Source organism: Limnobacter sp. (genome assembly GCF_043511195.1).
Taxonomy (GTDB): domain Bacteria; phylum Pseudomonadota; class Gammaproteobacteria; order Burkholderiales; family Burkholderiaceae_B; genus Limnobacter.
Genome location: NZ_CP121330.1, coordinates 3097897 through 3113194 on the forward strand (window position 1 = coordinate 3097897; position 15298 = coordinate 3113194).

A 15298-nucleotide genomic window follows, 5' to 3' on the forward strand; every position below is an offset into this window, starting at 1 on the left:
TTGCCGCGTTTCTTTGACGTCAGCCCAAGTGGGGCTGACGTTTTTTTACAAGTGATTTTTCAAAACCTCAACATCAAAGCCGTGCGCCTTGAACTCGTTGACCACCGACTCAACACTTTCACCATTTTTTAATTTTGAAAAAGCCAGTGGCAGTGCTGCCCTACGGCCAGTTTTACAAAATGCATGTGCTGGCTTGGGCGCTTCTTCAATGATGCGATGCATCTGCTGCATCAATTCCGAAGACACCTGCGCCACATCATAAGGCAGGTAGTAACACACCAATCCCAACTCAGAAGCCTCACGGGTTAGATCGTCAAATTCTGGCTGCTCCGGGTGTTCTCCGTCGGGCCTGAAACAAATCACTGATTTAACGCCCAGCGCTTGAAGATGCTTCAACTCGTCTTTGGATATTTGAGCCGAGCAAGAATACCCATCTGTCAAACTCTTCACATGCATCGCATTAATTTCCATATTAGAGTCCATTGATGGGTACCTTCAAATAGCGCTGACCATTGCTTTCAGGCTCAGGCAAATGCCCTGCCTTCATATTCACTTGGATGGAAAGAATGATCAGCTTGGGCATTGCAAGCGTTGCATCGCGGGTTTCCCGCATTTTTACGTATTCGTCTTCACTGATCGCATCGGCCACGTGAATATTCTGGCGACGCTGCTCACCCACAGTGCTCACGTGCCTCAACTCTCGGCCATTGGGTGCATAGTCATGGCACATGTACAGCACAACCTCTTCAGGAAGGCTGAGCAAGCGGTGAATGGACCGGTAAAGCGTGCGTGCATCGCCGCCCGGGAAGTCTGCGCGAGCAGAGCCCGAGTCGGGCATAAAAATGGTGTCGCCCACGAAAGCCGAGTTTCCAATTACATGGGTCATGCAAGCCGGTGTATGGCCAGGTGTGTGCATGGCATGGCCTATTAGCGAACCGATTTGGTAAGAATCGCCGTCGCAGAACAAACGGTCAAACTGTGAACCATCGCGTTGAAATTCTGTGCCTTCATTGAACACCTTGCCAAAGGTATCTTGCACGACATTGATGTTCTCACCGATGCCGATCAGGCCACCTACGCGCTCTTTGATGTAAGGCGCTGCTGACAGGTGATCCGCATGCACATGGGTCTCGATGATCCATTCAACTTTCAGATCATGCTGGCGAACGTAATCAATAATCTCGTCCGCGCCCTGATACGACAAACGACCAGCAGCATAGTCAATGTCCAGTACTGAATCAATGATCGCGCATGAATTGCTGTGTGGGTCCTTCACCACGTAACTGAAGGTGCTGCTTTGTTCATCAAAAAAATGGACCACCTCAGGCTGCTGGCTCATGTCCACTTTGAATTGAATACTGCTTTGTTGGTTCATTTTCTAACTCCTTTAACTAACTTTGGCCCTCTCAACTGTTTCCAGATGAGTCAAGCCGATTCGATTTTGGATAGTTGCGTACCAATGCGAATTTAAAAGCTGGTCCTGCACAGGCCCTTTCACCTCGGATAAATACAAAGTGATGCCCATGGCCTGAAGGTTCTCATCGATTTTTTCCAGCGACTCCAATGCGCTGGCATCAATGTGGTTGATCGCATTGCATTGAAGAACCATGGCTTTGGTCTCAGGCTTTTGAGTCGCCACTTCAAGCAGTGCATCTTCAAGCCATCTCGCATTAGGAAAGTACAAGCTTTCATCCACACGCACAGAAACAACCCCATCTACCATCGTCACTTTGTGGCGCTTCTCGTTGCGAAAGTGCTCAGTGCCAGGTACCTGACCAACCACAGCCATGTGTGGCTTGCTGATTGCTGCCAGCAAAGCCAGTATTGAAAACACCACGCCCGCAATAATGCCCGCTTCCACGCCCGCAACAAGCACAACAATCACGGTCAGCAAGTAAGCCAAGAAGTCACGCTTGGAGTAACGCCACAACATGCCAGGCAAGTGCCAATCAATCAAACCAAGAACGGCGATGATGATGGTTGCAGCCAATGTCGCATGCGGCAAATTGGTCAGCAGTGGGGTTAGGAATAATGTAGCCAGCAGAATGCCACCCGCGGTGAATACACCAGCCATTGGAGTTTGTGCGCCGGCGTCAAAATTCACAACTGACCTTGAAAAACCGCCCGTTACGCTGTAACCACCAAACACACCGGAAGCTATGTTGGCTGCACCCAAACCCAATAGTTCCTGATTGGGATCAATGCGCTGTTTTCGCTTGGCTGCCAAGGCATGTCCAACAGATACGGTTTCCACGAAACCCACCAAAGCAATCAGCACGGCAGGCACGAACAAATCTGCCCAACGGCTAAATTCAAGCGAAGGAAAAAATAATCCTGGCAGATCAGTAGGAATAGCACCCACGGTCCGTACGCTACTCAATTGCAACAAAGACACCGCCACAATGCTCATCACAATTGCAAGCACTGGTGCTGCGCGGAAAACAATTTCCAGCGTCAGGCCTTTCAAGCCAAATCCTTTCAGAACATTTTTTCCCCACTTTCTTGCAGCCCACAACCAAAGCAAGGCAAGCGCGCCGATCAAGGCTGTGGCCACATCAAACTGCGCAAAATTCTTCAGCAATGCCATCACGGTTTGAAAAAATGTTTCGCCTTTGGCACTTACCCCAAGTACAGAGCCCAACTGGCCCACCGCGATTAACAACGCGGATGCGGACACGAAACCGCCCACCACGGGGTGGCTGAGCAGGTTTGCCACAAAGCCTGCCCGCAACAGGCCCAACGCGATCAACACCCCGCCCCCAATGAAGGCCAGCACCACTGAGGCTTGATAGAACAATTCCATATTGCCTTGTGCGAATTGGCCAGCCGCAGCAGCTGACATCAAAGATGCCACTGCAACAGGCCCTACAGCCATGGCCCTGCTGCTACCAAAAACGGCATACGCCAACAGTGGTGCCATGCTGGCGTACAAACCCACCTGTGCAGGCAAACCTGCCAATAAGGCATAGGCCAGGCTTTGCGGAATCAACATGATGGTGACCACCACAGCGGCCACCAAATCGCTGGCGAGCCATTCGCGGTTGTATTGGGGCAGCCAACTGCTGCAGCCAAACCAGGTGCTTAATTTCATGCCTTCGCCTTGTCAGCTTGGGTTGCACATTTTGTCAGCCACTCATGGCCCTTCAACGCGCCAAACCAGTACAGCGCAGGGAACACATGCTTTTTCAACACCCAGTTCAATCGCCGTGGCACTGCTGGGTTTAAGGGGAAGGTCGGGGCCAATTTGCCGCCATAAGAAAACTCGGCCAACACCACCTTGCCTTTCTCTACAGTTAGCGGGCAAGCACCGTAACCATCGTACTCACCCAATGGATTCAAGCCTTTGCGCATGCGCACAATATTGTTGGCAACAATGGGAGCCTGTTTACGAATGGCAGCGGTGGTTTTTGCGTTTGGCATGGAACCCGCATCACCCAGACTGAACACGTTGGCGAATTTCACGTGCTGCATCGTGTGTTGGTTTACATCTACCCAACCTGCGGAATTGGCCAAGGGGCTATTGGCTACAAAGTCAGGAGCCACTTGGGGTGGCACCACATGGATCATATCGAACTTGCGCTCAACCAAGGCTTTGCTGCCGTCGGCTGCGGTCACTTCAAAAGTTGCGGTTTTGCCTGGGCCATCTACTTTCACCAGGTTGTGCATGAAATTCAATTTGGCGTTGTAACGCTTGATGTATTCCATCAAAGGTGGAACGAATGTTGGCACGCCGAACACCACGCCACCCGCGTTGTACATTTCAACTTCAATATTGTTCAGCACACCCTTTTCTTCCCAGTTACTGCAACTCAGGTACATGGCTTTTTGCGGGGCACCGGCACATTTAATCGGCATTGCGGGTTGGGTGAACAAGGCACGCCCACCGCGCATTTTTTGCACTAACTCCCAAGTGTATGGTGCCAAGTCATATCGATAATTCGATGTCACACCATTTTTGCCAAGCGCTTCTGGCAGCCCTTCAATCGCGGCCCAATTCAGCTTCAAACCAGGGCACACCACCAACTGGTCATAGCCCACCGTGCTGCCGTCTTCTAAAGCAACCTTGTTCTCACCGGGCAAGAACCCTGTAACCGCTTTGGCAATCCACTTCACACCCTTCGGAATCAGTTCAGCCAACGGTTTTCGGGTGGCTTTCTGCGCATATTCGCCAGCCCCCACCAATGTCCAGGCGGCTTGATAATCGTGTGTGGAAGAAGGATCGATCAGCACAATATCAAGATCTGCGTCTCGCTTTAACAGACTGGTGGCCACCGAAATGCCCGCTGTACCTGCGCCCACAATCACAACATCAAAAGACTTCACCCCCTGCCCATTTGAGGGCAGGTTCATCGCGGCTTGATGAATCATTTCCGAGCGCCTGCCAGTTCGACAAAACACATGCACTGGCTTTGGCATTTCATCGATGGCTTTGCGGTAGTTTTGCGCCAGAACCGGGTCTGGTTTTTGCCCAGCAATCAGTGGCAAATAAACCCACTTCACACCCAGGCTTTCAGCCACGGATTGAAGCGCCGCATTTCCAGGCTGACCGCCTTCCTCCGCATCTGGGCGATTGTTGATGATGGTCTTAATACCCTGCCCGGCCAGTTGTCTGACCATTGCCTCATTGATCTGGCCTGACACGGAAATATCGTTATCCAATTGCTTGCTCATATCCCTTCTTCCACTTTTTTAGTTGTAACTCAAGCCCTGCGCCTTGCCCCAGAACACTCGGTATGCGTACACCGTGTAACCAAGAATTGCAGGCAAACCCACCACCACGCCCCAGAAGATCACCAGCAATGAATCATGGTGACTTGCGGCTTGCCACACATCGATCTTGTCCAATACCAAGTAGGGGAACAGGCTGTAAGCCAAGCCATAAAACGACAGGAAGAACACACCGACCGCACATGCAAAAGGTACCCATGCGCCGTACTCGTTGCCCGAATTCAAGCGGCTTGGCAGGCGACGCAACGCACGATCTGCGATAAAGAACAAGCCCAGTGTCGCCAATGGAATAGGCATCAATAAAAAGAAGTTATTGACCGCAAACCACTTCTCGAAAATACGGGTGCTAATGAAAGGCGTGACCAGTGAAATGGCCGCAATACCCACGCCAGCCAACCACAAACTTCTGCGCGCCCAAGTCACGGCTTTCAGTTGAAGTGCGCCAGTCGTTTTCATCAGCAACCAAGTGGAGCCCATCAGTACATAACCTGCCAACAGGCACAACGCGGTTAGCATGGCAAACACAGTACTCAAAACGCCGTCATGAAACCCGGTGATGTAACTACCCAGCATGTAACCCTGCGACAGCGCAGCACCCACTGAACCAGCGACAAACAGTTTGTTCCACAGGTGCTTCTTGTCGGCAGGTACCTTCACACGGAAGTCAAAAGCCACTCCACGAATGATCAAGCTGAACAGCATTAAAGTCACTGGCAGATACAACTCGCCAAGTACCACGCCGTGAGCCATCGGAAAGGCCACTAGCAAAATACCAACCCCCAACACCAGCCAGGTTTCATTGGCATCCCAGAATGGTCCAATGGAAGCGACCATGGTGTCTTTCTCATCGGGTGTGGCATAGCCCATCAAGGCTCCCACACCCAAGTCATAACCATCAAGAATCACATAGGCCAGCATGGAGATCCCCATCAGGATCATGAAAATCACAGGCAGTGCCTGCTCAAAACTCATTGCTTCAGGCGTGAACATATTGGCCACCTACAGGGTTTACAGTTTGGCTAAGGGCTGGCTTGCTACCCGCTTTCTTGGCGAGGTAAAACAAGGTGCTGACATAGGCCACCAACAACACGGCGTACAACACCAGGTAACCAATGAATGTCGACAGAATCATGTTGGGAGGCACGGCTGAAATGGCATCTTCAGTGCGCAAAATACCCTGCACAAGAAATGGCTGCCGACCAATCTCGGTGACGTACCAGCCAGCCACTGTGGCCACCCATCCGGAAAAAGTCATCGCGATTAACGAGAACAACACTGGCTTGTTCAATGCCTTCTCTGCATTTTTGTTACGTGCCATGCGCCACACGGCGTACCAGCTAACCAGCAACATCAGCACACCAACACCCACCATGACACGGAACGCCCAGAACACCTGAAACACCGGTGGGTGTGCACCCTCGAACTCATTCAGCCCTTTGATTTCGCCATCGGCCTTGTGTGTCAAAATCAGCGAAGCCAGGTTCGGAATACCAATTTCAAAATGATTGGTCCGCGCTTCATTGTCAGGAATTGCAAACAGCAACAGCGGTGCGCCTTTCTCGGTTTCCCACACACCTTCCATGGCCGCTACTTTCTGGGGCTGATGTTCTAGTGTGTTCAAGCCGTGCAGATCACCCACGAAAATTTGAATTGGGATCACCAGGGCCGCCACAGTAGCACCGGTTCGCAGCGCTGCTTTCACGGCAGGGGTGCGAATACCCTTGTGCCACTGCCATGCTGAAAGCCCTGCCATCAGGAAAGCACCTGTCAGGCCACAAGCCAACAACATGTGCGTCAAGCGATAAGGGAACGAAGGGTTGAAGATCACTTCAAACCAACTGGTCACCACGGCTTTGCCGTCGATCATCTCGAAGCCCGCAGGCGTTTGCATCCACGAATTCAAAGCAAGAATCCAGAATGCCGAAGCAGTGGTACCCGCAGCCACCAGAAAAGTCGCAATCGTATGCATGCGTGGGCTTACTCGATTTGTACCAAACAGCATCACTGCAAGGAATGTGGCCTCAAGAAAGAAAGCCGTCAGTACTTCATAGGCCAACAATGGACCTGCCACGTTGCCAACTGTTTCCATGAATCCAGGCCAATTGGTGCCGAACTGAAAACTCATGGTGACACCTGACACCACACCCAAAGCAAAGGTCAATGCGAACACTTTGACCCAGAATTGATAGGCCTCCATCCAATGCGCCTGCCCGGTTGAATTGAATCGAACCTTGAAAAACAGCAGCATCCACGCCAAGGCGATGGTGATGGTTGGAAACAAAATGTGAAAGGTGATATTCGCGCCGAATTGTGCTCGGGCTAACAGTGCTGGATCCAGTTCCATGGCTTGTACTTCCTCTTGAAATTTGATTTCATACAAGTCATTTGCAAGATCAATACCAGCCTGCACTCATATTTCAGATAATCGACAAGCTACTGATATTTAATAGGTTTTTTTATTAACACAGAAAAACCCATCAACCTTAGAACTGCCAAAATCTGCCAAAAATTTGTCATACTGCCAAAAAAATGGGAGCCAAATAACTTGGCTCCCATTCTTACTTCAACAAATCAGCGATTACTGAATTAGCTTGGCTGTTTTGTTGTACGCAGGTAAGGCAACTTGATATCGATGCTGCCGAACTTGGCTTTGGCCTGCTCATCGTTCAGGGACAAGGCCACGATCACGTCCTGACCATGAACCCAGTTGGCTGGCGTTGCGATTGGCACTCCGTAAGTTGCCTGCAGCGCATCGAGGGCACGCAATACCTCAGCAAAATTACGGCCCACAGACATGGGGTAAGTCATCGACAATTGCAGCTTCTTGTCCGGACTAAAAATGAACACAACACGCACACTTGCTGAATCAGCCGCAGTGCGGCCATCTGGCAAGTAAGCATTTGCTGGCAACATATCCAAGGCCTTGGACACTGCACAATCTTCATCGGCAATAATCGGGAAAGTGGCTTTTGCACCGGCAAACTTTTCAATGTCGCACTTCCATTCTTTGTGCTCTTCAACACCATCTACAGACAAGCCAATCACCTTGGTGCTGCGCTTTTCCCATTCGGCAGTCAATTGAGCCACTGCGCCAAATTCGGTTGTGCAAACTGGTGTGAAGTCTTTGGGGTGGCTAAACAAAATTGTCCAGTTATCGCCAATGAAATCGTGAAATTTGAAGCTGCCTTGATCAGTTACCAAGTCCAGGTTAGGTACTACATCATTGATTCTCAGACCCATGTCTTTCTCCTTGTTGAGCGATTAGAAACGAACAAACGCGCAATAAATATAAGCTATTAAAATTACACGCCTCATTGTTTCAATTAACAAGAACCATGCCAGCCATATGAGAACATCACTTCTTTAACTCAATCAATAACTTAGAGTCACCCACGGGGTATTTTCAGTGATATTGAATCCAGCATTTATGTCAGATTTGGCAGTAATTGGCAGCTTCTGTCGTTAGTTTGTTGATTTGCACCCAAATTTGACCCGGGGGGGATGCGGACAAAATCTTGGACTACTTTAGGAGGTAGTCCATGTATTCATACGAAGAACGTCTTAGGGCAGTGCAACTTTTTCTGAGAACAGGAAAAAACTGCAAGGTGACCATACGCCAGTTGGGTTATCCAACAAAGAACGCCTTGAAAGCATGGTGTGTTGATTTTGAGCAAAATGGTGATGTGCTCAAGCGTTACCAAAGGACCAAGCCAAAGTATTCAGAGGAGCAGAAAAAGACCGCTGTTTCTCATTTCATGGCTAACGGCCGATGTATTGCTGCGACGATTAGGTCTTTGGGCTACCCTTCACGCCAGAAGCTTTCTGACTGGGTCTGCGAGCTGTATCCCGAAGCGAAACAACGAGTCGTAGGCAAAGTTCGCAGGGAGGCCGCTTCGCTGGCTTTCAAACGGGCGGCTGTCTTTGAACTTTGTACAAGAAATGAAAGTGCCCAGGTGTTGGCAGAAAAGCTGGACGTGGACCGAGTAACTCTATACAACTGGAAAAAACAGTTGTTGGGGAAGGAGGACGCGGCATCCATGAAACATGACAAAGGTTCCCATGCGGATTCAAATCGGCTCGAACTAGAGAAGCAAATCCAGGAGCTGCAACGCGATATTCGCGATTTGAAACTAGAGCACGATTTGTTGAAGAAGGCCAACGAACTGCTAAAAAAAGACCTGGGCGTCGACCTGCAAATTCTGTGCAATAGCGAGAAGACAATGTTGATTGACGCCCTCAGAGAAGAATATGACTTGACTGAGTTACTCAAAAAATTAGACATGCCGCGCAGTTCGTATTTTTATCATCGGTCACCTTCCCGTGTAGGGGACAAGTATGCTGAGGTTAGAAACACACTGGCCGAGGTGTTTGAAGACAACCATCATTCATATGGTTATCGTCGACTAAAAGCAGCTCTTGGAAGAGAACGAGTGTTTCTCTCTGAAAAAGTTGTACGTCGGCTCATGAAGCAAGGCGGACTCAAGGCAGCCAGACCCAAAAAACGTCGATATGCGTCCTATGTCGGTGAGGTTAGCCCAGCCCCAGAGAACCTAATCAACCGCGATTTTACTGCGACCGCTCCAAACGAAAAGTGGCTAACGGATATTTCGGAATTTCAGATTCCAGCAGGAAAAGTGTATCTATCGCCGATGATTGATTGTTTCGATGGAATGGTGATTAGCTGGTCCATCAGTACCAGTCCTGACGCAGAGCTTGTAAACGGCATGCTCGACGCAGCAATTGAGACTGTGACTGATGCAAAAAACACCATCATTCATTCAGATAGAGGTGGTCACTATCGATGGCCAGGTTGGCTTACTAGGGTCTCAAAAGCCAATCTGACAAGGTCGATGTCACGCAAAGCTTGCTCGCCAGATAATGCGGCTTGTGAAGGCTTCTTTGGCAGGTTAAAAACAGAAATGTTTTACCCTAAAGACTGGCGCTCAACTTCAGTTGAGGAATTCATCGCCAAGCTTGATGCCTACATTCGCTGGTATAACGAAAAAAGAATCAAAAGCTCACTGGGCTACCTTAGCCCGATTGAATACCGTGAAAGTCTGGGATTTTTAACGTAAAAAAGTCCAAGATTTTGTCCGCATCCCCCATCCCCCTGTGGCAACCGGTTTTTTATTTTGCAAACCATGGAATGAGATGCTCGCATCTATGCTCTTATACGAATATGAGCCTTTTTCTGTCCAGCGCCGAAAGCAGATACAACCAGTGGGTCAAAGAGCATTACCGCTTTTTGATACGCAGTGCATGGGCGTTGACGGGCTCCAAGGTGCTGGCTGAAGACATTGTTCAGGATGTTTATTTTTTGGCATGGAAGCATCGCAAACAGTTAAAAGATGAATCCCTGGCGCGAGCCTGGTTGTTTCGCATCATGCGGCGCTGCGTGATCCGCCACGCACAACCAAAAACCTCGCAACTGGACGACGAAGCAAACGGCAACATTGATCAGTTCGCGCCAGACAGCGACTCCCGTATTGATTCAGTTCGGGCCTTGGCCAGAATTGCACCCATTCATCGCGAAGTGCTGGTGCTGTATTACTTCGATGACATGAGCACCATGGCCATTGCCGAGGCACTTGAAATTGCGCCGGGCACCGTGATGTCCAGGCTGGCCCGTGCACGCGACGCGTTGAAGCAGGTCATGAATCCCGCTCCTCCCGTTGATTCGTCCAACAAAATTACTACTCTTCTTCGGTCTAAAGATGGATGACCCTCGCAACACTTTTCCTGACGCATCAATCGACAGCGAGTTCGATCTGAATGCCCGTGCCGAATTGTCTCTGGCGTACCAGCCAGGCGAAGCCCCATCGAGCCTGTACAAACGCGAACGCTATTGGCGCACGCCGCTTGTCAGCGGTTTGTTGGCACTGGGCCTGTTCGCAATGGTGGGTGGCGGGTTCTTTGCGCTTCGCCCACCGGAACTGGTCCGCGGAGCTATTGAGCATGAATATTACGAACGAACCCTGAGGGGACAGTTCATGACATCAGCTGAACTGATGCCAAAGTTTGGCTTGCCCGCCAACAAGCCAGTGCCCGGCTTCGCGCAACTGATGCGCCCTTGCGATATCGACGGAAATTTGGCGTATCACTTGACAACCTTTTTTGAGAAGGGCGGCATGGTCACCCTGTTTGCCTTTGAGGAAGGTGTTCACATTCCACAAGGCAGTGGCTGGTGGCGTGATGTGTACTGGCAGGTCAGGCACAACGCAGATGGCAAGGCAGTTGTAATGGTTGCACAGAAGGAGAAGGCGATTTCAGCCGCGAACCGCGCATTGATTGAAGCAAAAAGCAGTTAAAACAAACCAAAGGAGAACGGGATGTCAAACACAATTTCATCGAATGCCAGAAGACATGTGCTTAAGGGCACTGTCGCGGCTATGGCCATGGCGGGGCTGGCCAGCTGGACCAAACTTGGTTTTGCCGCAGACGCAAAACCCCTGCCGGGTTACGCCGACTGGAAAATTCCTGGCGACATTATCGTACACAGCAACAACACACTGGAGACCAAACGAAGCGCCTATGGCACCAGCGTTATTACACCCAACGACCAACTGTTTGTTCGCAACAATTTACCACCTCCCGATGCTGCAATCCTGAAAGATCGGGATGCCTGGGTGGTGGAAATTGACGGGGTTGCCAAACCCGCAAAATTGACACTGGCCGAACTGAAAACCATGGGGCTTGAGACAACCGCCATGGTGCTGCAGTGTTCAGGCAACGGGCGTGGATTCTTCCCGCACAAACCAAGCGGCACCCCCTGGAAAGTGGGCGCGGCTGGCTGTGTGGTGTGGAGCGGCGTACCCGTTCGCGCACTGGTTCAAGCCCACGGTGGCGTGAAAGCAGGTGCAAAATACATGACAGGAACAGGTGGTGAAAAGTTGCCAGACGGGCTGGACCCCTTGAGTGTAATTGTTGAACGATCCGTGTCGGCTGATGCCATGGAAGACGCACTATTGGCCTGGGAAATGAATGGCGAACCCATTTCCCTGGCACATGGCGGACCTTTGCGCCTGATCGTGCCGGGCTTTACCGGTGTGAACAACATCAAGTACATCAAGCGCCTGGCATTCACCGAACAGGAAACCAAGGCCAAGATCATGTCGCACGGTTACCGGATCACGCCCATCGGGGGCACGTCTGGTCCAGACCTGCCTTCGGTTCAACAGATGTCGATCAAGTCCTGGATCAACGCACCCTTGCCGGAGGATGGCGCCATCAAGGCTGGGCGCGTTCAAATCCACGGTGTGGCCTTCGGGGGCACCCATGCAGTGAAGGGTGTTGAGGTGTCCACTGACGGCGGAAAAAAATGGACTGCTGCGAAGTTTGTAGGTCCAGACCTTGGCAAATATGCATGGCGCCAGTTTGTACTGGAAGCCAATTTGAAGCCGGGTGAATACCAGCTGGCCAGCCGCGCGACCGACACAAGCGGTGAAAGCCAGCCCGAAGCCCGTGTTGAAAACAAAAGTGGTTACAACAACAACAGTTGGCTGGACCATTCAATCAAAGTGAGTGTGGCATGACATTAAAAACTGTATGGATGGCCGGCCTTGTGCTGTCCTTTGCAACAGCAGCCTCGGCAGGGGAAGCAGAAGACATGGCCTTGGGTAAGAAACTTTTCACCTCTCAAGCAGTGCCTGCTTGCGCTGTGTGCCACACCTTGGCAGATGCAGGTTCAGAAGGGGCAATAGGGCCGGTACTGGATGAACTGAAACCCAGCGAAGACCAAGTGGCCAAGGCCTTGCGGGATGGCCTGGGACAAATGCCTTCTTACAAAAACAGTTTGACGGCAGAGCAGATCAAAGCGCTGTCCAAGTATGTTGCCAAGGCAGCGGCAGGCAAGTAGGTTTGCTTGCCGTCAAGGCTTGGTTGTATTTTGCATCAGGTTGAGGTGATGCTCTTGAAATTCGGAGATCAAAAAGGGCTCACCTCGCTCCAGTATGAAATAGCGAAATGCCTCCGCAGTTGGGGAAAGGTACTTCCCCAAGGTGTAAGTTAAATTCCATGCGCGCATCACCGGCGCACCCACTACATCCAGCACACAAAGCAGTTCTTGATCCAGTTCAAGCTTGATGGTGTGCAACGACAAAAAAGAAACCCCCAAACCCGCCATCACCGCCTGCTTCACGGCTTCGTTGCTTTCCAGTTCCATCGCAACCGGGGGTGTGATGCGGTGCTGTTCGAAAAAACGGTCAAGCGCAGCAAGCGTGCCCGATCCGGGTTCCCTGACGATGAACGGATGCGCCTCCAGCACGGCGGGCATGATGTCGTCGGTGCGGGCAAGAATGTGTGAAGGCGAACACACAAACACATGGGGATGCGCTGCAAAAGGTTCTGCACGTGTAGAAATTTCCTTGGGTGGCCTGCCCATGATCTTAGAAATTTGGTACACGTAACTGTGTAGAAAACTACACAGTTAGTTACCAAATGGCGTAAATGCGTGCTCTCAGCGAGGTTGTAACTCTTGTGATCCATGCCAATAATGTCGTTTAACATCAACATAGCACTGGTAACTCAAACCGGATGAACATCCAAAAACGTTCTAATCTGAGCATCGGTTCAACTAGAACTGCGGCTAAACGAGGACTAGGTATCAGCCTATTAGACTAAGTTTGCTGATCTTATAACCGGTCTAGTCTATTTGCTTCGAGTCTAAGCATACCCCAAAAAGGTTAACCAATTTAGACAAACCTCGATCCTCAAAAAGACTCGACATAAAACGGCCCGGGCGTAAATATCTGCAAGTCCAACTTCATCATTTGATCAACTTGCACCGCAACAATTGATCTTTTCAACACCCGTAAATTTCTTAGAATTCCCCCTCTATTTTTTTACTACCTAATAATTTCAATCACTTAGAGCACCTGGCACACCCCTTGCCCCCTCTACTAGGGAAATCAAGCAAGAGGGTTCCAAATGATCAAAGAAGTCAAAACATCAAAAAGCGACACCCCGCCACCGGAGATGAACGGAATTCTGGAGGCATCAATTCCACGCTATGTGCGTGTGACCGGCACCTTGAACAATCGCTTTGTCGAGTTCGAGTTTTCGATTGGCGATCCAGAGCTGTGCGTGGAACTGGTTATGCAGTTTGAGCAGTTCCGAGAGTTCTGCAAACAGCACAAGGCCGTTGAGCTAACCGCCGAACAATGCGCCTGACTGGATTACGAAAGGCTGAAATGGCAGTTTGGCCAGGCCGGCGTCAGCGAATAAAAAACCAAATAAATAGAGGAAAGGAGAAGACATCATGCAAGTCGACATCAAAACGTCGAACATCAAACAACTGCGCAACACGTTCTCACATGTGGCCCGTAGGCTGGGCGCAGACAAACCTGCATCACGGTATCAGGAAGCCACATTCGACATGCAGTCGGACACCAACTTCCACTACCGCCCTATCTGGGACCCACAGTACGAACTGTACGACACTGCCCGCACAGCCATCAAAATGGCCGATTGGTACAGCTTCAAAGATCCACGCCAGTATTACTACGGCGTGTACACCATGAACCGTGCCAAGCAACAAGATGCAGCCGAAAAGCAGTTTGAGTTTGCAGAAAAGCGTGGTGTGTTTTTCAACCTCTCGGAAAAAGACAAAGAACATCTGATCTTCGCCGTGCTGCCGCTTCGCCACTACGAGTGGGGCGCAAACATGAACAACTGCTTCTGCACCAGCTTCGGTTACGGCGCTGCAATTACACAAGCCACCATGTACAACACCATGGACCGCTTGGGCCTGGCGCAATACGTCAGCCGCCTCGGTTTGCTACTCGATGGCAACACTGGCGACTCGCTGGAAGTGGGTAAACAACACTGGCTGCACACCCCCGAATGGCAAGAATTGCGCCGAAGCATGGAAAACCTGTTTGTCACCAAAGACTGGTTTGAAGTCTTTCTGGCCCAGAATTTTGTGATGGACGGCTTGGTCTATCCCATGTTTTACAAGCATCTTGAGACCCGCCTGAACCCAATGGCCGGCCAAACCTTCTCTATGTGTACCAATTTCATGCAGGAATGGTTTGTCGAAACCCAGCGTTGGGTGGACTCCACCATCAAAACCGCGGTGGATGAATCACCAGAGAACAAGGAAATACTGAGCCGCTGGTTCGACATCTGGATGACTGAAACCACACGCGCCTTGCAGCCTTTGATGACCGCATTGTTTGCAGAAGAAGCCGCAAGCATTTTCATGCAGATCAAGGAAGAGCTGCTGGTGCGCGCCAAGAAAATCGGTTTGAAAACCCCTGGAGCCCCAGCATGAACACGCCTACCCCCGAACGCACAAAAACGCCGGTGTTCATCGCATTTGTCACCAACGACGACACGCGCAATATCGTGGCCGCCATTCGGGAAGACAACCCGCAAGCCACGGTCGAGGAGTTCCCGGCGATGGTCAAGATCGAGTCGCCCGGCCGTTTGGTGGTCAAGCGCCAAAGCGTATCCGACCTGATGGGGTGTGACTGGGATCTTCAGGAAATTCACCTGAACCTGATTTCCCTGTCCGGCAGCATCAATGAAACAGAGGATGAATTTGAACTGTACTGGGGCCAGGCCGCTTAAA

At 50.7% G+C, this 15298-nt stretch carries 16 protein-coding genes; 8 read left to right on the forward strand and 8 right to left on the reverse strand.

Annotated features, from left to right (window positions below; all coding sequences use genetic code 11):
* Positions 1-45 precede the first annotated feature (45 nt).
* From P0D43_RS14745 to P0D43_RS14775, 7 genes are all read right to left on the reverse strand, one after another.
* Entirely contained in the window at positions 46-471 is a 426-nt protein-coding gene (locus tag P0D43_RS14745; protein ID WP_394672813.1) for a TIGR01244 family sulfur transferase, read from the reverse strand.
* Between the two features lies 1 nt (position 472).
* The gene (locus P0D43_RS14750; RefSeq protein ID WP_394672814.1) at positions 473-1375 is read right to left on the reverse strand and encodes an MBL fold metallo-hydrolase; all 903 of its coding nucleotides are present in this window, start codon (positions 1373-1375) and stop codon (positions 473-475) included.
* A gap of 12 nt (positions 1376-1387) precedes the next feature.
* Positions 1388-3091: a SulP family inorganic anion transporter gene (locus P0D43_RS14755; protein WP_394672815.1), complete on the reverse strand. Its 1704-nt coding sequence runs from the start codon at positions 3089-3091 to the stop codon at positions 1388-1390.
* The gene (locus P0D43_RS14760) at positions 3088-4671 is read right to left on the reverse strand and encodes a beta-lactamase hydrolase domain-containing protein (RefSeq protein ID WP_394672816.1); all 1584 of its coding nucleotides are present in this window, start codon (positions 4669-4671) and stop codon (positions 3088-3090) included. The genes P0D43_RS14755 and P0D43_RS14760 overlap by 4 nt, the downstream gene beginning before the upstream one ends.
* Before the next feature lie 18 nt (positions 4672-4689).
* Positions 4690-5718: a cytochrome d ubiquinol oxidase subunit II gene (locus P0D43_RS14765; RefSeq protein ID WP_394672817.1), complete on the reverse strand. Its 1029-nt coding sequence runs from the start codon at positions 5716-5718 to the stop codon at positions 4690-4692.
* Positions 5705-7072: a cytochrome ubiquinol oxidase subunit I gene (locus P0D43_RS14770; protein WP_394673737.1), complete on the reverse strand. Its 1368-nt coding sequence runs from the start codon at positions 7070-7072 to the stop codon at positions 5705-5707. Before P0D43_RS14770 ends, P0D43_RS14765 begins: the two co-directional genes overlap by 14 nt.
* Positions 7073-7314: 242 nt before the next feature.
* A complete protein-coding gene (locus tag P0D43_RS14775; RefSeq protein WP_394672818.1) occupies positions 7315-7968 on the reverse strand; it encodes a peroxiredoxin in 654 nt (217 codons plus the stop codon).
* A gap of 299 nt (positions 7969-8267) precedes the next feature.
* Between P0D43_RS14775 and P0D43_RS14780 the strand changes: the two genes are divergently transcribed.
* From P0D43_RS14780 to P0D43_RS14800, 5 genes are all read left to right on the forward strand, one after another.
* A complete protein-coding gene (locus P0D43_RS14780) occupies positions 8268-9803 on the forward strand; it encodes an IS3 family transposase (protein ID WP_394672819.1) in 1536 nt (511 codons plus the stop codon).
* A 104-nt stretch (positions 9804-9907) separates the two neighbouring features.
* A complete protein-coding gene (locus P0D43_RS14785) occupies positions 9908-10450 on the forward strand; it encodes an RNA polymerase sigma factor (RefSeq protein ID WP_105028382.1) in 543 nt (180 codons plus the stop codon).
* Positions 10443-11036 (forward strand): hypothetical protein, encoded by a 594-nt coding sequence (locus P0D43_RS14790; RefSeq protein ID WP_394672820.1) that lies wholly within the window; start codon positions 10443-10445, stop codon positions 11034-11036. Before P0D43_RS14785 ends, P0D43_RS14790 begins: the two co-directional genes overlap by 8 nt.
* Positions 11037-11057: 21 nt before the next feature.
* Complete coding sequence (locus tag P0D43_RS14795) at positions 11058-12260, forward strand: sulfite oxidase (RefSeq protein WP_394672821.1); 1203 nt, start codon at positions 11058-11060, stop codon at positions 12258-12260.
* The gene (locus tag P0D43_RS14800; protein ID WP_394672822.1) at positions 12257-12583 is read left to right on the forward strand and encodes a c-type cytochrome; all 327 of its coding nucleotides are present in this window, start codon (positions 12257-12259) and stop codon (positions 12581-12583) included. The genes P0D43_RS14795 and P0D43_RS14800 overlap by 4 nt, the downstream gene beginning before the upstream one ends.
* A 12-nt stretch (positions 12584-12595) precedes the next feature.
* On the opposite strand, the gene P0D43_RS14805 is transcribed toward P0D43_RS14800, so the two are convergent.
* Positions 12596-13108, reverse strand: coding sequence for a LysR substrate-binding domain-containing protein (locus tag P0D43_RS14805; protein ID WP_394672823.1), 513 nt, complete (start codon positions 13106-13108; stop codon positions 12596-12598).
* A 545-nt stretch (positions 13109-13653) separates the two neighbouring features.
* Here P0D43_RS14805 and P0D43_RS14810 point away from each other — a divergent pair.
* The 3 genes from P0D43_RS14810 to P0D43_RS14820 all read left to right on the forward strand — a co-directional run bounded on the left by P0D43_RS14810 (position 13654) and on the right by P0D43_RS14820 (position 15297).
* The gene (locus P0D43_RS14810) at positions 13654-13896 is read left to right on the forward strand and encodes a phenol hydroxylase subunit (protein WP_394672824.1); all 243 of its coding nucleotides are present in this window, start codon (positions 13654-13656) and stop codon (positions 13894-13896) included.
* Between the two features lie 88 nt (positions 13897-13984).
* Positions 13985-14998, forward strand: a complete 1014-nt coding sequence (locus tag P0D43_RS14815) for an aromatic/alkene monooxygenase hydroxylase subunit beta (protein ID WP_008250738.1) — start codon at positions 13985-13987, stop codon at positions 14996-14998.
* Entirely contained in the window at positions 14995-15297 is a 303-nt protein-coding gene (locus tag P0D43_RS14820) for an MmoB/DmpM family protein (protein ID WP_394672825.1), read from the forward strand. Before P0D43_RS14815 ends, P0D43_RS14820 begins: the two co-directional genes overlap by 4 nt.
* Position 15298 lies beyond the last annotated feature (1 nt).